Raw genomic sequence first — 20530 nt, 5'->3', positions numbered from 1 at the left:
CTGACTTACGCATAGTGATAAACCTCTTTTTCGCAAAATCGTCATGGATTTACTAAAACATGCATATTCGATCACAAAACGTCATAGTTAACGTTAACATTTGTGATATTCATCGCATTTATGAAAGTAAGGGACTTTATTTTTATAAAAGTTAACGTTAACAATTCACCAAATTTGCTTAACCAGGATGATAAAAATGACGCAATCTCGATTACATGCGGCGCAAAACGCACTAGCAAAACTTCACGAGCGCCGAGGTAACACTTTCTATCCCCATTTTCACCTCGCGCCTCCTGCCGGGTGGATGAACGATCCAAACGGCCTGATCTGGTTTAACGATCGTTATCACGCGTTTTATCAACATCACCCGATGAGCGAACACTGGGGGCCAATGCACTGGGGACATGCCACCAGCGACGATATGATCCACTGGCAGCATGAGCCTATTGCGCTAGCGCCAGGAGACGAGAATGACAAAGACGGGTGTTTTTCAGGTAGTGCTGTCGATGACAATGGTGTCCTCTCACTTATCTACACCGGACACGTCTGGCTCGATGGTGCAGGTAATGACGATGCAATTCGCGAAGTACAATGTCTGGCTACCAGTCGGGATGGTATTCATTTCGAGAAACAGGGTGTGATCCTCACTCCACCAGAAGGCATCATGCACTTCCGCGATCCTAAAGTGTGGCGTGAAGCCGACACATGGTGGATGGTTGTCGGGGCGAAAGATCCAGGCAACACGGGGCAGATCCTGCTTTATCGCGGCAGTTCATTGCGTGAATGGACCTTCGATCGCGTACTGGCCCACGCTGATGCGGGTGAAAGCTATATGTGGGAATGTCCGGACTTTTTCAGCCTTGGCGATCAGCATTATCTGATGTTTTCCCCGCAGGGAATGAATGCCGAGGGATACAGTTATCGAAATCGCTTTCAAAGTGGCGTAATACCCGGAATGTGGTCGCCAGGACGACTTTTTGCACAATCCGGGCATTTTACTGAACTTGATAACGGGCATGACTTTTATGCACCACAAAGCTTTGTAGCGAAGGATGGTCGGCGTATTGTTATCGGCTGGATGGATATGTGGGAATCGCCAATGCCCTCAAAACGTGAAGGCTGGGCAGGCTGCATGACGCTGGCGCGCGAGCTATCAGAGAGCAATGGCAAACTTCTACAACGCCCGGTACACGAAGCTGAGTCGTTACGCCAGCAGCATCAATCTATCTCTCCCCGCACAATCAGCAATAAATATGTTTTGCAGGAAAACGCGCAAGCAGTTGAGATTCAGTTGCAGTGGGCGCTGAAGAACAGTGATGCCGAACATTACGGATTACAGCTCGGCACTGGAATGCGGCTGTATATTGATAACCAATCTGAGCGACTTGTTTTGTGGCGGTATTACCCACACGAGAATTTAGATGGCTACCGTAGTATTCCCCTCCCGCAGGGTGACATGCTCGCCCTAAGGATATTTATCGATACATCATCCGTGGAAGTATTTATTAACGACGGGGAGGCGGTGATGAGTAGCCGAATATATCCGCAGCCAGAAGAACGGGAACTGTCGCTCTATGCCTCCCACGGAGTGGCTGTGCTGCAACATGGAGCACTCTGGCAACTGGGTTAACATAATATCAGGTGGAACAACGGATCAACAGCGGGCAAGGGATCCGCGTCACTCTTCCCCCTTCACGACCTTCAATAATATGCAATGCAGCTTCCCGCCCGATAATGTCATGTGGAAGCTGAATTGTGGTCAGCGGCGGTAAAAACAGATGCCCGACGCCAACCAGATTATCAAAGCCCATTACGGCGACATCCTTCGGGATACGTACCCCCTTCGCCAAAAGAACCTGATAAGCCACAAAGGCTGCGCGATCGTTACCACATATCAGAACATCAAAATCTGGTTTGCCCGATTTGAAGTGGTCATTGAGTAAACTTGCGAGATCGGTGTAGTGATCATCACCTGTTGCCATGTGAAATTGTTTCACCTCAGCCAGATCTCGTCCAGCATCACGCCAGGCCTGCTCAAATCCCTGCCGACGATACCCTGTTGCCAACGCACTTTCCGGTAGCCAGAAGCATAACGGTTGACGATAGCCCGCCGCGAGCAAATGCTGTGTTGATTCATATTGTGCAGTGTAATCATCAGGGATATAACTGGGTAACGCTGGGTCATCCGCCACACAGTTCGCCAATACAATATTTTCACCATACAGAGACTCAGGCAGCGTGATATGTCGCAGCCCCATTGTAGTATAGATAATGCCATCCGGACGGTGGGCAAGCAGCTGACGTGCCGCGCGGGCAGCGTCATCTTCAGAAAAAATATTGATTAAAAAACTATTCCAGCCGAACTCGCTGGCGGTTTGCTCAATGGCAAGCAGAATATCAACAGAGAAAGGAGTGGTAGCAGTGTCCTGCGCCAGCACGGCGAGAGTCGACGGCTTACGTCCTTGAGCGCGCATCTTACGGGCGGAAAGATCAGGAACATAATTCAGGGTCTGGATTGCCTGCAATACGCGATCACGCGTTGCAGGACGCACAGATTCTGCATTATGCATCACCCGGGAGACTGTCATCATCGACACTCCCGCCAGGCGTGCGACATCCTTTAATGAAGCCATACCCAAGCCGTTTGCCGTAAAACGGGCACTGTAGCAGAAACAGACGTCACTGGCGAGATCCAACGATATTCTCGACGCCCTATCACCCGACACGGCAATACAATAAAAAATAACAATAATTCCCGGACAATTGTACCCAATTCCGCCTCTGTTCTCGCCAACGAGTAACCATGTAGGCAAGTAGGTAAAACATGCCAACTGGCATCGCCAATCTGGAGAAGAAAATATAAATATGGATCATTGTGCTGCCGCTGTATCCCGACATCAGCCCGGAAATTATTGCGATTGCTATCGGTTCAGGTGCGATTGGCTGCACGATCGTTACGGACTCGCTTTTCTGGCTGGCGAAGCAATATTGCGGCGCTACGCTCAATGAAACATTTAAATACTATACGACAGCGACATTTATCGCTTCAGTCGTCGCTCTGGCGGGCACATTCCTGCTGTCATTTATCATCTAAGCGCAAAGAGACGTACTATGGAAAACGCTAAAATGAATTCGCTCATCGCCCAGTATCCATTGGTAAAGGATCTGGTTGCTCTTAAAGAAACCACCTGGTTTAATCCTGGCACGACCTCATTGGCTGAAGGTTTACCTTATGTTGGCCTGACCGAACAGGATGTTCAGGACGCCCATGCGCGCTTATCCCGTTTTGCACCCTATCTGGCAAAAGCATTTCCTGAAACTGCTGCTACTGGGGGGATTATTGAATCAGAACTGGTTGCCATTCCGGCTATGCAAAAACGGCTGGAAAAGGAATATCAACAACCGATCAGCGGGCAACTGCTACTGAAAAAAGATAGCCATTTGCCCATTTCCGGCTCCATAAAAGCACGCGGCGGGATTTATGAAGTCCTGGCACATGCAGAAAAACTGGCTCTGGAAGCGGGGTTGCTGACGCTTGAAGATGACTACAGCAAACTGCTTTCTCCGGAGTTTAAACAGTTCTTTAGCCAATACAGCATTGCTGTGGGCTCAACCGGAAATCTGGGGTTATCAATCGGCATTATGAGCGCCCGCATTGGCTTTAAGGTGACAGTACATATGTCTGCTGATGCCCGGGCATGGAAAAAAGCGAAACTGCGCAGCCATGGCGTTACGGTCGTGGAATATGAGCAAGATTATGGTGTTGCAGTCGAGGAAGGACGTAACGCAGCGCAGTCTGACCCGAACTGTTTCTTTATTGATGACGAGAATTCCCGCACGTTGTTCCTTGGGTATTCCGTCGCAGGCCAGCGTCTTAAAGCGCAATTTGCCGAGCAAGGTCGTATCGTCGATGCTGATAACCCTCTGTTTGTCTATCTGCCGTGTGGTGTTGGCGGTGGTCCTGGTGGCGTCGCATTCGGGCTTAAACTGGCATTTGGCGATCATGTTCACTGCTTTTTTGCCGAACCAACGCACTCCCCTTGTATGCTGTTAGGCGTCCATACAGGATTACACGATCAGATTTCTGTTCAGGATATTGGTATCGACAACCTTACCGCAGCGGATGGCCTTGCAGTTGGTCGCGCATCAGGCTTTGTCGGGCGGGCAATGGAGCGTCTACTGGATGGCTTCTATACCCTTAGCGATCAAACCATGTATGACATGCTTGGCTGGCTGGCGCAGGAAGAAGGCATTCGTCTTGAACCTTCGGCACTGGCGGGTATGGCCGGGCCTCAGCGCGTGTGCGCATCAGTAAGTTACCAACAGATGCACGGTTTCAGCGCAGAACAACTGCGTAATGCCACTCATCTGGTGTGGGCGACGGGAGGTGGAATGGTGCCGGAAGAAGAGATGGAGCAATATCTGGCAAAAGGCCGCTAATTAATTTTCAATTCAGCATCGCCATCCTTTCCCTGGGTGAGCGATGCTGCCGATGGCGCAGACTTAAGGTCCCTGGTCTTACCTGCTATAACCCCCTCCTTTTATCATCCCCCAACGCCTTTCGCTGTAAACGGCGGTTTCGCAAACCAAACCAAAACTGTAAGTAAGATAAAAGCAATAGCCGCCATACGGAAAATCTCATTTGCAGAAATTGAAAGTGACTGCTGAGTTATTTCATTATTAATTTCATTAAGAACCCCTGAAAGCGAACCATAGTATTTATCCATAATTTGTGACGATGAATTAAACACGGGGTTAAATTGATCGATGGTTGCTGTCAACTGACTATGGTGTAACGATTCGCGTCGTCCCCACAGCGTCATTGTCAACGACGTACCAACTGATCCTGACAAGGTACGAAAAAAATTACTCATACTCGAGGCATTGGCAAATTTATTATCTGGCAAACCTGAAAACGAAATCGTTGTTAAGGGTAAAAAGAAACAGGCGACGGCGAATCCCTGAAAAAACTGTGGCAAAATGATGCCTGTAAAATCAATCGTTGGCATAAATGTCACAGAACGCCAGTAATAGCAAACCGCATACATTAAAAAACTAAATGTCACCAACAACCGCATATCAATTTTGTTGCCATAACGTCCTATCAAAGGTGATATTAATAGCGGCATGATGCCGATGGGCGCATAGGCAAGTCCGGCCCATATCGCATTATACCCCATCGTTTCCTGGAGTAACTGCGGCATAAGGACTATCGCCCCAGAGTAAAATAAATATGCGCATGTGATACTCACAATACCAATGGTGAAATTACGGGACTTAAACAAACTGAGATCAAGAATCGGGTTCTCTGAGGTCGACTCCCAAATGACTAAAGAAATCAGAGAAATAACTGACATTACTGTTAGTATTATTATTGTACTCGAGTTGAACCAATCCAGATCGCGCCCTTTATCAAGCATTATCTGCAAGCCACCAACACCGAGCACTAACAGGGTCAGTCCTGGTAGATTCATTTTGACCGGTGAAGTCTCAGTTTCTCTTCCTTTAAGTAAGGTTAAGCATAATGTCAGAACGATAATCCCCATAGGGACATTGATTAAAAATATCCAACCCCAGCTAAAGTTATCACAAATATAACCGCCCAATATCGGCCCACATATCGGCGCGATAATCACGGTCATAGACCATAATGCCAGAGCAAATGTTCTTTTTTCTGGTGGATAATTCCTTAATAATAAACTCTGTGACAGTGGAATTAACGGCCCCGCCATTAATCCCTGAACGACTCTAAAAAATATCAGCACATCAAGATTGGTCGATAAACTACACATTAAGGAAGACAGCGAAAAAAAAGTGACTGAAAGTAAAAATAATCTTAATTCGCCTATTCTTTGTGCCAGCCTGCCGGTAACAGGGATCGCAATGGCATTTGCTACGCCAAACGAAGTGATAACCCAGGTGCCTTCGTCTGTTGATGCTCCCAGAAAGCCAGATATTGTCGGTATTGCGACGTTAGAAATAGTGGAATCCAACATTTGCATAAACGTCGCTAATGACAATGCAATAGTGACGCACCATAACGTCCCACCGGTTAATGGTGCCGGAGTTGATTTAGTGATTGCCATTAAAGTTGTCCATTATGCGAAATAATGTTGCTAATTTCTTTTTCTATCGGACTGGTATCGATAACTAAAGCCTTACTGGTATAAGCAGGCATGGACGTCACGGTTGAAGCCAGCTCAGGCATCTCGGCAATGTCTTCGTTCTTCGTATCAATAGTTGCTGTCATCGATAAACCAATACGTAAGGGATGTTCCATGAGTTCTTTTGGATCAAGAGAAACTTCAACCGGTACACGCTGAACGATTTTGATCCAGTTCCCTGTCGCATTTTGTGCAGGTAATAAGGAGAACGCATTGCCGGTTCCCATATTGATCCCTGTCACCCGACCATGAAACACAACATTTTCACCATAAAGATCGCTGATAATATTGACCGATTGACCAATCCGTACATCCGTGAGTTGTGTTTCTTTAAAGTTAGCATTAACCCACATTTGACGTGCCGGTACGACAGCCATTAACGATTGTCCGGGACTCACTGTTTCGCCGACCTGAACACTTCGCTGGGCAATGTAGCCGGTAACCGGACTCTTAATATCCGTACGTTTAAGCGCCAACCAGGCTTCTTTGGTTGCATCCGCAGCTTCAACGACTTGTGGCTGACGGTTTAATGGTGTGTTCATTACTAAAGCTTTATTCGCTTTATAAGCCTGAATAGCAGCATTCAATGCCGCTTTGCTACTTATTAACGTATCTTTGGTATGCTCCAGCGTTTCTTTTGAAATAACCCCCTGCTTCGCTAAAGGTACACGACGGTTATAATCTTCTAAAGATTGTTGATACTGAATACGTGCTGAAGCGACTTCGGCACTGTATTGTTTATCCTGTAAGTACAGTTTATTCGTTTGCCGAACAATATTTGCCAGATTATTTTTAGCTTTATTGAGTGCGATAGTGGCATCAGTCTTATCCAGTGAGACTAAAATGTCACCCTGTCGAACGTAGTTCGTATCTTTATGATTAACGACAGTGACGCTGCCTGAAACTTGTGCAGAAATTGGATCTGCATTCCCCGTGACATAGGCATCATCTGTACTAATCATGTCTTCTAATTCCATTGACCAATAGGCATAGGCACCTGAAAACGCAATAAATAAAACTACCGCCAATAAAGAAAAGTATTTTCTTCTGTTAGAATGTTTTTTATTTGAATTAATCTGTTCCACTATTATCTCTCATTTCGCATAGATGAAATTTATGAATTGAATGAAAAGAGTATTCATTCTTCATATCAAACACAGTGCATGTGTTGCACATTGTCCCAGGAACGTTGGAGGCCTAATTTAAATGAGGTGCAAAAAAAACAACAGAGGACTAAACCGTGGCTTTTGCAATACAATTCTTACGCATGTAGGATTAGTGAGAAGACTTATAGTGCTAATGTGAAACTATAAATCATCGGTACAATCCCTGATTTTATTGTTGACATTTCATTTATGCCGACTATTTATATGGTATACTTGTCGAATTATCTTAAAGGAAGCTCTAATTTTCTTATTTTTATTGAGAAAATGAGATGATGCCTTATGTCTGTATTACTACAGGGAGAAGGGAGATGCTTCATTGCAAAGGGAATAATCTATGAACGCAATAATTATTGATGACCATCCTCTTGCTATCGCAGCAATTCGTAATTTATTGATCAAAAACGATATTGAAATCTTAGCGGAGTTGACTGAAGGGGGAAGTGCCGTTCAGCGGGTGGAAACACTTAAACCTGATATCGTCATCATTGATGTCGATATCCCCGGAGTTAACGGTATCCAGGTGTTAGAAACGCTGAGGAAGCGCCAATATAGCGGAATTATTATTATCGTCTCCGCTAAAAATGACCATTTTTACGGGAAACATTGTGCTGATGCTGGCGCTAATGGATTCGTGAGTAAAAAAGAAGGCATGAACAATATCATTGCGGCTATTGAAGCTGCAAAAAATGGCTACTGCTATTTCCCCTTCTCTCTCAACCGGTTTGTTGGAAGTTTAACGTCCGACCAGCAAAAACTCGACTCCTTATCGAAACAAGAAATTAGTGTCATGCGATATATTCTTGATGGCAAGGATAATAATGACATTGCGGAAAAAATGTTCATCAGCAACAAAACTGTCAGCACTTATAAAAGTCGCCTGATGGAAAAATTAGAATGTAAATCACTGATGGATCTTTACACATTCGCACAACGTAACAAAATCGGCTAACCACATGAAGTTTTTACCCTATATTATTCTTCTCTGTTGTGGTCTTTGGTCGACCATAAGTTTCGCAGACGAAGATTACATCGAATATCGTGGCATCAGTAGTAACAACCGTGTCACGCTTGATCCACTACGTCTGAGCAACAAGGAATTACGTTGGTTAGCGAGCAAAAAAAATCTTGTGATTGCAGTACACAAGTCCCAAACGGCTACTTTGTTGCATACCGATTCGCAGCAACGGGTTCGTGGTATTAATGCTGATTATTTAAATCTTTTAAAAAGAGCGTTAAATATCAAATTAACACTCCGGGAATACGCAGATCATCAAAAAGCAATGGACGCGCTTACAGAAGGGGAAGTCGATATAGTGTTATCACATTTAGTTGCTTCGCCGCCTCTTAATGATGACATTGCTGCAACCAAACCGCTGATAATTACCTTTCCGGCGCTGGTCACCACCCTTCACGATTCAATGAGACCGCTTACCTCATCAAAACCAGTAAATATTGCTCGGGTAGCAAATTACCCTCCAGATGAGGTAATTCATCAATCATTTCCAAAAGCAACAATTATCTCTTTTACAAATTTATATCAGGCATTAGCATCCGTCTCAGCCGGACAGAATGATTACTTTATTGGTAGTAACATTATTACCAGCAGTATGATTTCCCGCTATTTCACTCACTCCTTAAATGTAGTGAAATATTATAACTCGCCGCGTCAATATAACTTTTTCTTAACCAGAAAAGATTCAGTCGTTCTTAATGAAGTACTCAATCGGTTTGTTGATGCTTTAACAAATGAAGTTCGCTATGAAGTATCACAAAATTGGCTTGATACAGGAAACCTGGCCTTTCTGAACAAACCATTAGAACTCACTGAACATGAAAAACAGTGGATTAAGCAGCATCCCGATTTAAAGGTGCTGGAAAATCCTTACTCGCCACCCTATTCTATGACAGATGAAACTGGCTCAGTTCGGGGCGTGATGGGTGATATTCTTAATATTATTACCTTGCAAACAGGTTTAAATTTTTCTCCGATCACCGTTTCACACAATATTCATGCGGGGACACAGCTTAACCCCGGTGGATGGGATATATTGCCCGCCGCTATTTATAGTGAAGATAGAGAAAATAATGTTTTATTTGCTGAAGCCTTCATAACAACGCCTTACGTTTTTGTCATGCAAAAAGCGCCTGACAGTGAACAAACATTAAAAAAAGGAATGAAAGTTGCCATTCCCTATTATTATGAGCTTCATTCGCAATTAAAAGAGATGTATCCGGAGGTAGAGTGGATAAAAGTCGATAACGCCAGCGCTGCATTTCACAAGGTCAAGGAAGGCGAACTTGATGCTCTGGTCGCGACACAGTTAAATTCACGTTACATGATCGACCATTACTATCCTAATGAACTTTATCATTTTCTTATTCCCGGCGTTCCGAATGCATCGCTTTCGTTCGCTTTTCCTCGCGGAGAACCGGAACTTAAGGATATTATTAATAAAGCACTGAATGCAATTCCCCCAAGCGAAGTTCTGCGCCTGACGGAAAAATGGATTAAAATGCCCAATGTGACCATTGACACATGGGACCTCTATAGCGAGCAATTTTATATTGTCACGACATTATCCGTTTTATTAGTTGGCAGTAGCCTTTTATGGGGATTCTACCTGTTACGCTCAGTTCGTCGTCGTAAAGTCATTCAGGGTGATTTAGAAAACCAAATATCATTCCGAAAAGCACTCTCGGATTCCTTACCGAATCCAACTTATGTTGTAAACTGGCAAGGTAATGTCATTAGTCATAATAGTGCTTTTGAACATTATTTCACTGCGGATTACTACAAAAATGCAATGTTACCATTAGAAAACAGTGACTCACCCTTTAAAGATGTTTTTTCTAATGCGCATGAAGTCACAGCAGAAACGAAAGAAAATCGAACAATATACACACAGGTATTTGAAATTGATAATGGCATCGAGAAAAGATGCATTAACCACTGGCATACATTATGCAATCTGCCAGCCAGCGATCATGCTGTTTATATTTGTGGTTGGCAAGATATTACCGAGACGCGTGATTTAATTCATGCACTCGAGGTAGAGAGAAATAAAGCGATCAATGCAACTGTCGCAAAAAGCCAGTTTCTGGCAACAATGAGTCACGAAATAAGAACACCAATAAGCTCCATTATGGGCTTCCTGGAACTTCTGTCGGGTTCTGGTCTTAGCAAGGAGCAACGGGTGGAGGCGATTTCACTTGCCTACGCCACCGGACAATCACTCCTCGGCTTAATTGGTGAAATCCTTGATGTCGACAAAATTGAATCGGGTAACTATCAACTTCAACCACAATGGGTCGATATCCCTACTTTAGTCCAGAACACTTGTCATTCTTTCGGTGCGATTGCTGCAAGCAAATCCATCGCATTAAGTTGCAGCAGTACGTTTCCAGAACATTACCAGGTTAAGATCGACCCTCAGGCGTTTAAGCAGGTCTTATCTAATTTACTGAGCAATGCTCTTAAATTTACTACCGAGGGGGCAGTAAAAATTACGACCTCCCTGGGTGACATTGATGACAACCACGCTGTTATCAAAATGACGATTATGGATTCTGGAAGTGGATTATCGCAGGAAGAACAACAACAACTGTTTAAACGCTATAGCCAAACAAGTGCAGGTCGTCAGCAAACAGGTTCTGGTTTAGGCTTAATGATCTGCAAAGAATTAATTAAAAACATGCAGGGCGATTTGTCATTAGAAAGTCATCCAGGCATAGGAACGACATTTACGATCACAATCCCGGTAGAAATTACCCAACAAGTGGCGGCTGTCGAGGCAAAAGCAGAACAACCCATGACACTCCCTGAAAAGTTGAGCATATTAATCGCGGATGATCATCCGACCAACAGGCTATTACTCAAACGCCAGCTAAACCTATTAGGATATGATGTTGATGAAGCAACTGATGGTGTGCAAGCGCTACACAAAGTCAGTATGCAACATTATGATCTGCTTATTACTGACGTTAATATGCCGAATATGGATGGTTTTGAGTTGACTCGCAAACTCCGTGAGCAAAATTCTTCCTTACCCATCTGGGGGCTTACAGCCAACGCACAGGCTAACGAACGTGAAAAAGGGTTAAATTGCGGCATGAACTTATGTTTGTTCAAACCGTTGACCCTGGATGTACTGAAAACACATTTAAGTCAGTTACACCAGGTTGCGCCTATTGCACCTCAGTATCGCCACCTTGATATCGAGGCCCTGAAAAATAATACGGCGAACGATCTACAACTGATGCAGGAGATTCTCATGACTTTCCAGCATGAAACGCATAAAGATCTACCCGCTGCGTTTCATGCACTAGAAGCTGGCGACAACAGAACTTTCCATCAGTGTATTCATCGCATCCACGGTGCGGCTAACATCCTCAATTTGCAAAAGTTGATTAATATTAGCCATCAGTTAGAAATAACACCTGTTTCAGATGACAGTAAGCCTGAAATTCTTAAGTTGCTGAACTCTGTTAAAGAACACATTGCAGAGCTGGACCAGGAGATAGCTGTTTTCTGTCAACAAAATGACTAAATAGCGGCTCCCACAATATTCAAATGTGGGAGCTATTTACCAGCACATCTTACATTTATGATGAAAACTCCTGGCGAATTTGTTCCCCATGTTGGTCGAGCGTTGCCGCTCCCGGCATAACATGCGGGTCCGCGCAGCCGCTGATTTTTATCGGATTACCTGGCATCATTATTCCCCCGGCTTCAATCAACATATTTCTCGCCTGAGTTTGTGGCAAATTAATGGCCTCAGCCACACTTAATAACGGCGCGACGGGCACACCAACTTCATGTATTTTGGCTAACCAAACTTCAGCTGCCTGCGTTTTTAACGTTCGCTCAATATATTGTTTAAGAATAGCCTGGTTTTGTACGCGTAAAATATTGCTGCTAAATCGGGGATCATTAACCAGTTCCGTAAGCTCCAGTGCCTGGCATAACGCAGAAAAAAGCTTGTCATTACCACAACAAATCGTAATCGGCTTATCCTGAGTATCAAAAACATCAAAAGGTGCCATGTAGGGATGGCGATTTCCCAGGCGTTGTGGTGACTTCCCTGTCGCAATATATGCCATCAGACCATGCTCCAGAAAACTCAGCGTGGCATCAAACATCGCTATATCGACATGCGCCCCTCTCTGGCTCTTTTCGCGGCCATAAAGTGCACTCACTATTCCGCTGAATAAATAGACACCGCCACATAAATCCGCAAGAGAGGTACCCACGCGCACTGGCGGAGCATCAGGGTACCCTGTTTCCATCATTATCCCGCTCATTGCCTGAATGATGGTATCGTAGGCTGGAGCATCTTTTAGCGGGCCGGTATGCCCAAAACCTGACGATGAAGCATATATGAGACGCGGGTTGATTTCTTGTAGCGTTTCCCATGAAAACCCCAGTTTTTCCATTGTACCTGGGCGAAAATTCTCAGCTAATACATCAGCTTGTTTAAGCATATTTATAAATATACTTTTATCGTGATCATTCTTTAAATCAAGAACCACACTCTCTTTGCCATGATTAATAAAACTGTAATAGAGTGACTGTCCATCCACATAGGGACCAAATGTGCGGGTATCATCACCATGACCCGGCGGCTCAACTTTAATTACCCTTGCGCCCATATTACAAAGAAGTTGAGTTCCGAAAGGTCCATTAAGGACATGTGTCATATCGATAACTAATAAGCCTTCAAACGGCCCTTTGCATTCATTATTTGTCATTTGCTTATGCCTTGAAAAAAGCCGAAGGTGAAAAGACACTTCGGCATTTATGTAAAATCAATAACATGATTAATTATGAAACCAGTCGACTGACATAAATCCACAAAGGAGCCGTGACGACAAAGCCCAGTACGCTCACAGCCAGTGACGCTGTACCAGTGCGGGAGTAGACATTAAACCGGCTGGCAATAATGATTCCGGAGAATGCCGGCGGTAAGGCACCTGCCAGTACCATCATCTGCAAATGTTCGCTGTTCAAATGACATGCCATACCCACGAGAAGCAGCGCCAGTGGCATCAGAATCAGCTTCAGGAAGGTGTTATAAGCAATTTCGGCACTGAATTCGAATTTATGTGCAGCCAGAGTCAACCCCGCAGCGAATACCGCTACCCCTGAGTTAGCCTTCGCAATCAGATTAAAGGTTGGGTCCCATGCTGCCGGAATTTTTACCCCAACCAACACCAGGATCGTTGCCAGAACAGGTGCCCATACTACTGGCTCCTTTGCCGCAGAAATTAATGCGCTCAGATTACTATTCTTCTTACCATCCGCTCCTGAGGAAGGATTCAGCAAATACAGACCAATAGGAATAGTAATTGCGTTAACAATAATAGAAATAATTGCTACAACTAAACCTGTTGATACGGAATCGCCATAAATAGGATCGAGAACTGCAAATCCCAGGAATCCGATGGTAGGTGAACCTGCAATTAATGCACATACTGCTGCTTCTGCATGAGTACGTTTAAAAAATTTGTAGCAACCAAACCAGGAGAAAAAGAAACATCCGACAATAACCACAAGTGATACAAGGGTCAGGCGAGTGTCCGCAAAAATCATTTCCCTGTTTGCCCGGGTAATAGAAACAAATAGGGCCGCAGGAAGAGCGTAGTTTAATACCAGTTTATTAAATGCCCGGGCTTGATCTTCTGAAAAAGTTTCTCGTCTGCCGCTAAAATAACCCAACAGCATGATTACGATAATAGGCAATAAATCGCCAATAAAAAATGTTAGCATAATAGTATTTCCGATAAGGGTCCCCTCACCATCGATAATGAGTTGGCAAGAGGAGACGATGTCAGTATTTAATTACCAGCGACTTGTTTTGGGTTAAGTTTGGTAATATGGCCACTTTCAGTTCCTGCTGCAGGGTCGATGACCACATTAATAATGGTCGGTTTGCGCGACTGAATACCGGTGGTTAAAGCATGACGAAGTTCATCTGTCGTAGTGACGTTATAGCCAACGCCACGAAACGCATCCATTAATTTGTCATACCTTGCATGGTGCAATAGATCTGTTGGTGATGGTGCACCAGCGCCACTGAGATCAACACCGTCTCCTCTGTAGATGCCGCCATTATTAAAAATAACGATCGTCACCGGCAGGTTATATCGACAAATCGTTTCAATCTCCATCCCACTGAAACCAAAAGCACTATCACCTTCAATGGCGACAACCGGAGAACCAGAGGTCACGCTAGCACCGATGGCATAGCCCATACCGATGCCCATGACACCCCAGGTGCCACAATCCAGACGACGACGTGGTTTATACATATCAATAATATTTCGTGCATTATCCAGGGTATTTGCCCCTTCATTAACTAAATAAATATCCTGGTTCTCACGCAATACATCGCGCACAGCACTCAATGCATTAAAGTAATTTAATGGTTGGGTATCTGTACTTAACTTTTCATGCATTTTTTGCGCATTTTGCTGCTTGTGGATATTTAAAATATCGCGCCACACCAGCGGAGTCGTAAATGTGTTTTGTTTCAATTCTGCCAGCATACCTTGCATACTGGATGCAATATCGCCAACGACTGGCACAGCAATGGGACGGTTGCTGTCAATTTCCTGCGGTTCAATTTCCAGTTGAATAAACTGTGTATCTGCCGCCCATCCTTTTTTACCGTGCGCCAGTAACCAATTCAGTCGTGCACCAACAAGCATGACAACGTCAGCATTTGCCAGGGCAAACGAACGCGCAGCTGCCGCAGAAAGTGGATGCGTATCTTCGAGGATCCCTTTCGCCATAGACATTGGCAGGAATGGAATCTGGGCACTTTCAATAAATTCACGAAGCTGTTCATCAGCTTGTGAATACGCCGCGCCTTTGCCAAGGATAATTAATGGTCGTTCAGCTTTTGCTAAAAGCGAAATTGCGCTAGTGACTGACTTCGGGCATGGCAATAATGCTGGCGACGGATTTTCAACTTTAACAATCGTGGTTAACGCTTCGTCTTTTTCCATCGTCGCGGCCAGGACATTTGCTGGCAAATCAAGATAAACTCCGCCAGGGCGACCCGATACTGAGACCCGGATAGCGCGTGCCAATGCAATGCCAAGATCCTGCGGCTGATTAACGCGAAACGCCGCTTTGGCATACGGTTTTGCCGCATTCATTTGGTCCAGCTCTTCATAATCACCTTGCTGTAGGTCGACGATCGCGCGGTCGCTGGAGCCGCTAATCATGATCATCGGAAAACCATTTACCGTTGCGTTGGCCAATGCGGTCAAACCATTGAGGAATCCTGGCGCAGACACTGTCAGGCAGATCCCCGGTTTTTGGGTAAGAAAACCGCTTGCCGCAGCGGCATAGCCTGCCGACTGCTCATGACGAAAACCAATATAACGAATGCCTTCCGCCTGGGCATGGCGCGCCATATCCGTCACAGGAATACCTACAACACCATAAATAGTGTCAATATCATTCTGTTTTAATGCTTCAACGATGATATGCATACCATCTGTCATTTGAAGTTGATCTGACATGATTAATAACCTCGAAATTTTTATAAATTGGGAGCCAGAAGCCCCCGTTAATATCAGATGGCGTGGTTTTGCTTCATTGCAGCAATTTCATCGTCGCTATAACCCAGCTCCTGCAATACAGCAGCGGTATGTTCACCTAATAGCGGCGCAGCTTTAATATCCGGCGTAAAGGCAGAGAATTTCATTGGACAACCAACTGTCAGATATTTTCCACGCAACGGTTGTTCCACTTCGACGACACTGCCACTTTGGCGCAAAGAGGGATCGAGTGAAATTTCTTTCATACTTAAAACCGGTGCACAAGGAATATCAAATTGAGTCAAATAGGCCACCGCTTCATGTTTATCAATAGTGACAGTGTATTTTTCGATTTCAGCAAAAATATCGAAAATATGTGGCTGTCGGGCATGGGCTGTACTGTATGCCGGATCGGTAATCCAATCTGGTTTGCCGATGGCTTTACAGGTATTTTCCCAGTTTTGCTCCTGAATAGTGAAATAAATATAGGCGTTAGGATCGGTTTCCCAGCCTTTACATTTCAGGATCCAGCCAGGCTGACCGCCCCCCCCCGCATTACCTCCGCGGGGAACTGCATCACCAAATGTGCCATTCGGATACTGCGGGTATTCTTCCAGATAACCCAATTTATCGAGACGCTGCTGGTCGCGTAATTTCACGCGGCAAAGGTTCAATACGGCATCCTGCATTGACATGGTGACTCGTTGCCCACGCCCCGTTTTTTCGCGATGCAGCAAAGCAGCAAGTAAACCGATCAGTAAATGCATTCCGGTGTTGCTGTCACCCAACGCTGCAGCGCTTACCAGCGGCGGACCGTCCCAAAAACCCGTAGTGGATGCAGCGCCACCCGCTGCCTGAGCAACGTTTTCATAGGCTTTTACATTCACATAAGGCGAACACTCATCAAACCCTTTGATCGAACCAAAAATCAGACGTGGATTGATTTCTTGAATATGCTCCCAGGTGAAGCCCATGTGATCAATGGCCCCAGGATGAAAGTTCTCGACTAAGATATCAGCTTCGCGGATCAGCTTTTCCATTACCTCTTTGCCTTCCGCTGTTTTGGTATTTAATTCAATAGAACGTTTGTTACTGTTAAGCATGGTGAAGTAAAGCGCATCGATATCAGGAATATCTCGCAGCTGGTGACGCGTTACGTCACCAACGCCGGGACGTTCAATTTTAATGACGTCAGCGCCAAACCAGGCCAGCATTTGAGTACAAGATGGGCCAGATTGCACACCGGTGAAATCGAGAACTTTAATTCCTTGAAGTGGAGTTGACATAGCAATACCTATTAGTTAATTAAATATGTGTTAATTTAGCGTTTATTTAAGACATAACGCCTCTATAAATAATCCGCAAAATATCGTCGTAGCTGCACTCGATATTTTTAAATTCCTGTATCAAGTACTGAAAATCATTTCATCGCTACTTCCAATTCCTTTCTGCATGGTAAGTAGTGAGGACGAAAAGAAGAATATGATAAATATTGGTTCGCGGTAATCAGAGAGAGCCGCGACATTTGTGATGTTATTCTTACAACTGTAAGAAGCGCCGGTGATTTACAAGTAAGGGTATGATTACGCTTTTTAAAGCGTACCATAAAACATAACATAATAAATGATTTGTGATGACACGGGATTATTGCGGTTTACTTTGAGGAAGATAAAATGCGAGTTTATAGAACCGCGAGCGCCAAATAATTTTATGACCACAATCTGTCGTATTGTGGTCATAAAAAATTGTCGGCTGGAGGGAGTTAAATCCTTTACCTCAATATACTGCCTGTCAGCGTTAGTTCACAAACAGTGCTTCGCTATCGACGATGATTCCATCTTCCGCACCTTTAAGCGCCAGGTTTGCCTCGTAGTATTGCTTTTTATCAAGCAGTTTCTGCGCATCAGCAAGTGCATTACGAGTCTGTTTGAGCGGCATCAGATATTGGTTTTCCATTACGCCAACACCGGCCAGGCGAAGCTCTTCCATTGCGCCCTTTTTATCCCCTTTCGCCATTTTTTCGTTGGCAATTTTTATCGCGGCTTCTTTTTCGGGTGTCGCTACATAACTCTCAGAAATTCCGATAGATGCATTAATGACAATATATTGGTCATCATTGACATTGGTCTTTTTACCTGGCTTAGCGAACTTTGCCCATTCGGTACTGTCATCTGACAACAAAGCTGAAGCTTCATTGGTCAGTTCTTTTGCCTTTTCCGGATCGCCATGAAACAGAGCCAGGCGCGCTACCTGCACGTCACGCATCGCATATAAACCTTGTTCAGAGATACGCTCTGCTGCTGCCGTTTTCTGGGTTTGCTTAACTTGCTGAGTTTGCTGTTGTGCCGCTACCGGTGCATTATCAGCAGCCCATACAGTTGAAGATGCCAGAACTGCTGTGACCATCGTAGCCATAATTAAACGTTTCATACTTACCTCATTCTTTAACAGTTTTAGAAAACGCCGCCATCATATTGGGTGAGCATGAAATGAGAAATCAGAGAGCAACGCTCATTTTGAAAGGGTTATCTTACAGTTGTAGTTATTATCGCAAGAAGTATTTTAGTCTTACAATTGTAGGAATATGCTTCCTGTCACAGAGAACTATTCTTATATACCACAAAGAGATGTCATTTATTATATCGATGTAAATACTGATTAATTAAATGTAAATACAGCCATAACATCGTAGGTTCTCAGTGAACCATTTTCAGGATAACTTTCTATGAAAGTAAACTTAATGCTTTTTAGCTTATTTTTATTGGTCTCTATTATGGCATGCAATGTTTTTGCATTTTCCATTTCTGGTGGTGGAAGTGAGACGAGCTATAAAGAGACAGAAAAAACGTCAATGATGACGACAACTCATTCTACAAAACTTCAGCCATCACAGGCGATTTTGTTTAAGATGAGAGAAGATGCGCCACCATTAAATCTCACAGAAGACATTACGCCCCCTTTTCCGACAAAGGCGAATTATCTTATTCATCCTGTGCGATAGCGTCTGTCACATGGCAGGTGAACAATCATTCCTGATGCTGATGTGAGCACCTGCCCAAATGATCCATCCTGAACTACTACCGCCTGCCATACCCCACCATAAAGCGAATCATCAAGCCACAAGCCGGGGCAAGAAACATAAATATCCCCGTCACCAGTTCATTACCGCCAGTTAACCACATGGTGAAGTAGTAAATGAGTGCAGCGAGGATCACCATGCCGAAGAAAGAAGAGACCGCCGAGATCACGTTCAGTACCTGACCGATGTATCCGCTTACGCAGACAATACACAGGGCGAGAAACATCCATAAATAAATCATAGCTCAACCTCCTGCCGCGCTAAAAAACCTGTAACTTCAGTCACTTTAATAGTAAGACAATCCTTAACCTCTGGCAATTTTTGCTAAGCATCAATGAAAACAGCACGTTAAATGCAACGCTATTGCGTGCGGAAAATTTTTTACTTTGCACGATTAATAATCAGTAGCTGAAAGCAGTCAGCCAGTGATAAAGTAGAGCCACCGCATTCATGCTCCTCGTGGTTATGTCCTGACTAGTCTTTACACTCTTTACAGGAACCATTGTCGTACATGATGGCCCAACCAATTGAGTGTACCGCTGTCGACATGGAATCTTCTGCGATACAACAATTCGTATCTACAGAAGGTAACTATGTTTCCACAATGCAAATTTTCCCGCGAGTTTCTACATCCTCGCTACTGGCTCACATGGTTTGGGCTTGGTGTACTCTGGCTTTGGGTACAGCTTCCTTATCCTGTTCTCTGCTTTCTCGGCACGCGTATTGGCGCAATGGCGCGACCATTCCTGAAACGGCGTGAATCTATCGCCCGTAAAAACCTGGAACTTTGTTTCCCGCAGCATTCTGCGGAAGAACGTGAGAAGATGATTGCCGAAAACTTTCGTTCACTCGGCATGGCGCTGGTAGAAACCGGCATGGCGTGGTTCTGGCCCGACAGTCGCGTACGTAAATGGTTTGATGTTGAAGGGTTGGATAACCTTAAACGCGCACAAATGCAAAATCGCGGCGTAATGGTTGTCGGCGTCCATTTTATGTCGCTGGAACTGGGCGGCCGCGTGATGGGACTGTGCCAACCAATGATGGCTACCTATCGTCCACATAATAATCAGCTGATGGAATGGGTGCAGACCCGTGGGCGCATGCGCTCTAACAAAGCGATGATCGGCAGAAATAATCTGCGCGGCATTGTCGGTGCACTGAAGAAAAGTGAAGCGGTATGGTTTGCTCCCGATCAGGATTATGGTCGTAAAGGCAGCTCCTTCGCGCCGTTCTTTGCGGTGGAAAATGTTGCCACAACCAATGGTACGTATGTCCTTTCACGTCTCTCTGGCGCAGCCATGTTAACCGTAACGATGGTAAGAAAAGCGGATTACAGCGGATATCGTTTGTACATCACCCCAGAGATGGAAGGCTACCCGGCAGATGAAAATCAAGCCGCTGCCTATATGAACAAGATTATCGAAAAAGAGATCATGCGCGCACCGGAGCAGTACCTCTGGATCCACCGTCGCTTTAAAACGCGCCCGGTGGGAGAATCGTCGCTATACATTTAACAAACTGCTCTTACTCTTTCCCTCCTCAAATCAGCCATAATAACCTCATGGTTTTTATGG

General features: G+C 44.7%; 15 protein-coding genes and 1 pseudogene. 7 read left to right on the top strand and 9 right to left on the bottom strand.

Annotation, left to right across the window (positions count from 1 at the left end):
• The first annotated feature begins 196 nt into the window (after nt 1–196).
• Nucleotides 197–1630, top strand: a complete 1434-nt coding sequence (gene cscA / locus ACJHYD_RS01115; protein ID WP_001551412.1) for a sucrose-6-phosphate hydrolase — start codon at nt 197–199, stop codon at nt 1628–1630.
• A gap of 7 nt (nt 1631–1637) precedes the next feature.
• On the opposite strand, the gene ACJHYD_RS01110 is transcribed toward cscA, so the two are convergent.
• On the bottom strand, nt 1638–2633 hold the full coding sequence (locus ACJHYD_RS01110) for a LacI family DNA-binding transcriptional regulator (protein ID WP_019842307.1): 996 nt from the start codon (nt 2631–2633) through the stop codon (nt 1638–1640).
• A 242-nt stretch (nt 2634–2875) separates the two neighbouring features.
• Here ACJHYD_RS01110 and ACJHYD_RS01105 point away from each other — a divergent pair.
• Together ACJHYD_RS01105 and dsdA are read left to right on the top strand one after the other, a co-directional pair.
• Nucleotides 2876–3094 (top strand): annotated as a pseudogene (locus ACJHYD_RS01105) (D-serine transporter DsdX); the annotation flags it as partial.
• Nucleotides 3095–3111: 17 nt separating this feature from the next.
• A complete protein-coding gene (gene dsdA / locus ACJHYD_RS01100) occupies nt 3112–4440 on the top strand; it encodes a D-serine ammonia-lyase (RefSeq protein ID WP_001552112.1) in 1329 nt (442 codons plus the stop codon).
• A 104-nt stretch (nt 4441–4544) separates the two neighbouring features.
• Here the strand turns inward: dsdA and emrY are convergent, their stop codons facing one another.
• Both emrY and emrK read right to left on the bottom strand, forming a co-directional pair.
• Nucleotides 4545–6086 (bottom strand): multidrug efflux MFS transporter permease subunit EmrY, encoded by a 1542-nt coding sequence (gene emrY, locus ACJHYD_RS01095; protein WP_109553721.1) that lies wholly within the window; start codon nt 6084–6086, stop codon nt 4545–4547.
• Nucleotides 6086–7249 (bottom strand): multidrug efflux MFS transporter periplasmic adaptor subunit EmrK, encoded by a 1164-nt coding sequence (gene emrK / locus ACJHYD_RS01090; RefSeq protein WP_000435167.1) that lies wholly within the window; start codon nt 7247–7249, stop codon nt 6086–6088. The genes emrY and emrK overlap by 1 nt, the downstream gene beginning before the upstream one ends.
• Nucleotides 7250–7664: 415 nt before the next feature.
• On the opposite strand from emrK, the gene evgA reads away from it, so the two are divergent.
• On the top strand, nt 7665–8279 hold the full coding sequence (evgA, locus tag ACJHYD_RS01085; RefSeq protein WP_000991370.1) for an acid-sensing system DNA-binding response regulator EvgA: 615 nt from the start codon (nt 7665–7667) through the stop codon (nt 8277–8279).
• A 4-nt stretch (nt 8280–8283) separates the two neighbouring features.
• Nucleotides 8284–11877: an acid-sensing system histidine kinase EvgS gene (evgS, locus tag ACJHYD_RS01080; RefSeq protein ID WP_001551418.1), complete on the top strand. Its 3594-nt coding sequence runs from the start codon at nt 8284–8286 to the stop codon at nt 11875–11877.
• Nucleotides 11878–11932: 55 nt separating this feature from the next.
• Here the strand turns inward: evgS and yfdE are convergent, their stop codons facing one another.
• The 5 genes from yfdE to ACJHYD_RS01055 form a co-directional block, all read right to left on the bottom strand.
• On the bottom strand, nt 11933–13078 hold the full coding sequence (gene yfdE, locus ACJHYD_RS01075) for a CoA:oxalate CoA-transferase (protein WP_001314918.1): 1146 nt from the start codon (nt 13076–13078) through the stop codon (nt 11933–11935).
• Between the two features lie 73 nt (nt 13079–13151).
• Complete coding sequence (gene yfdV / locus ACJHYD_RS01070) at nt 13152–14096, bottom strand: transporter YfdV (protein ID WP_105461069.1); 945 nt, start codon at nt 14094–14096, stop codon at nt 13152–13154.
• Between the two features lie 68 nt (nt 14097–14164).
• Nucleotides 14165–15859, bottom strand: coding sequence for an oxalyl-CoA decarboxylase (gene oxc / locus ACJHYD_RS01065; protein WP_001551419.1), 1695 nt, complete (start codon nt 15857–15859; stop codon nt 14165–14167).
• A gap of 53 nt (nt 15860–15912) precedes the next feature.
• Entirely contained in the window at nt 15913–17163 is a 1251-nt protein-coding gene (gene frc, locus ACJHYD_RS01060) for a formyl-CoA transferase (RefSeq protein WP_000106757.1), read from the bottom strand.
• Nucleotides 17164–17674: 511 nt separating this feature from the next.
• Nucleotides 17675–18307: a YfdX family protein gene (locus tag ACJHYD_RS01055; protein ID WP_001551420.1), complete on the bottom strand. Its 633-nt coding sequence runs from the start codon at nt 18305–18307 to the stop codon at nt 17675–17677.
• Nucleotides 18308–18602: 295 nt separating this feature from the next.
• Here ACJHYD_RS01055 and ypdI point away from each other — a divergent pair, with 295 nt between their 5' ends.
• Nucleotides 18603–18878 (top strand): colanic acid biosynthesis lipoprotein YpdI, encoded by a 276-nt coding sequence (ypdI, locus tag ACJHYD_RS01050; protein ID WP_001551421.1) that lies wholly within the window; start codon nt 18603–18605, stop codon nt 18876–18878.
• A 76-nt stretch (nt 18879–18954) separates the two neighbouring features.
• Here the strand turns inward: ypdI and ACJHYD_RS01045 are convergent, their stop codons facing one another.
• Nucleotides 18955–19197 (bottom strand): YfdY family protein, encoded by a 243-nt coding sequence (locus ACJHYD_RS01045; RefSeq protein ID WP_000639878.1) that lies wholly within the window; start codon nt 19195–19197, stop codon nt 18955–18957.
• Between the two features lie 352 nt (nt 19198–19549).
• Between ACJHYD_RS01045 and lpxP the strand changes: the two genes are divergently transcribed.
• A complete protein-coding gene (lpxP, locus tag ACJHYD_RS01040) occupies nt 19550–20470 on the top strand; it encodes a kdo(2)-lipid IV(A) palmitoleoyltransferase (protein WP_001551422.1) in 921 nt (306 codons plus the stop codon).
• The last annotated feature ends 60 nt before the right edge of the window (nt 20471–20530 follow it).

The organism is Escherichia sp. WS1368, assembly GCF_046487485.1.
Taxonomy (GTDB): domain Bacteria; phylum Pseudomonadota; class Gammaproteobacteria; order Enterobacterales; family Enterobacteriaceae; genus Escherichia; species Escherichia coli.
Note: the sequence above shows the minus strand (reverse complement) of the source record. Positions and strands in the feature narration are given on the sequence as shown.

What these genes read in the sequence shown, in the direction of transcription:
- evgA (WP_000991370.1), top strand. Translation starts at nt 7,665, where the DNA reads ATGAACGCAATAATTATTGATGACCATCCTCTTGCTATCGCAGCAATT.
- ACJHYD_RS01110 (WP_019842307.1), bottom strand. Translation starts at nt 2,633, where the DNA reads ATGGCTTCATTAAAGGATGTCGCACGCCTGGCGGGAGTGTCGATGATG.
- oxc (WP_001551419.1), bottom strand. Translation starts at nt 15,859, where the DNA reads ATGTCAGATCAACTTCAAATGACAGATGGTATGCATATCATCGTTGAA.
- yfdE (WP_001314918.1), bottom strand. Translation starts at nt 13,078, where the DNA reads ATGACAAATAATGAATGCAAAGGGCCGTTTGAAGGCTTATTAGTTATC.
- yfdV (WP_105461069.1), bottom strand. Translation starts at nt 14,096, where the DNA reads ATGCTAACATTTTTTATTGGCGATTTATTGCCTATTATCGTAATCATG.
- ACJHYD_RS01045 (WP_000639878.1), bottom strand. Translation starts at nt 19,197, where the DNA reads ATGATTTATTTATGGATGTTTCTCGCCCTGTGTATTGTCTGCGTAAGC.
- ACJHYD_RS01055 (WP_001551420.1), bottom strand. Translation starts at nt 18,307, where the DNA reads ATGAAACGTTTAATTATGGCTACGATGGTCACAGCAGTTCTGGCATCT.
- cscA (WP_001551412.1), top strand. Translation starts at nt 197, where the DNA reads ATGACGCAATCTCGATTACATGCGGCGCAAAACGCACTAGCAAAACTT.
- ypdI (WP_001551421.1), top strand. Translation starts at nt 18,603, where the DNA reads ATGAAAGTAAACTTAATGCTTTTTAGCTTATTTTTATTGGTCTCTATT.
- frc (WP_000106757.1), bottom strand. Translation starts at nt 17,163, where the DNA reads ATGTCAACTCCACTTCAAGGAATTAAAGTTCTCGATTTCACCGGTGTG.
- emrY (WP_109553721.1), bottom strand. Translation starts at nt 6,086, where the DNA reads ATGGCAATCACTAAATCAACTCCGGCACCATTAACCGGTGGGACGTTA.
- lpxP (WP_001551422.1), top strand. Translation starts at nt 19,550, where the DNA reads ATGTTTCCACAATGCAAATTTTCCCGCGAGTTTCTACATCCTCGCTAC.
- evgS (WP_001551418.1), top strand. Translation starts at nt 8,284, where the DNA reads ATGAAGTTTTTACCCTATATTATTCTTCTCTGTTGTGGTCTTTGGTCG.
- dsdA (WP_001552112.1), top strand. Translation starts at nt 3,112, where the DNA reads ATGGAAAACGCTAAAATGAATTCGCTCATCGCCCAGTATCCATTGGTA.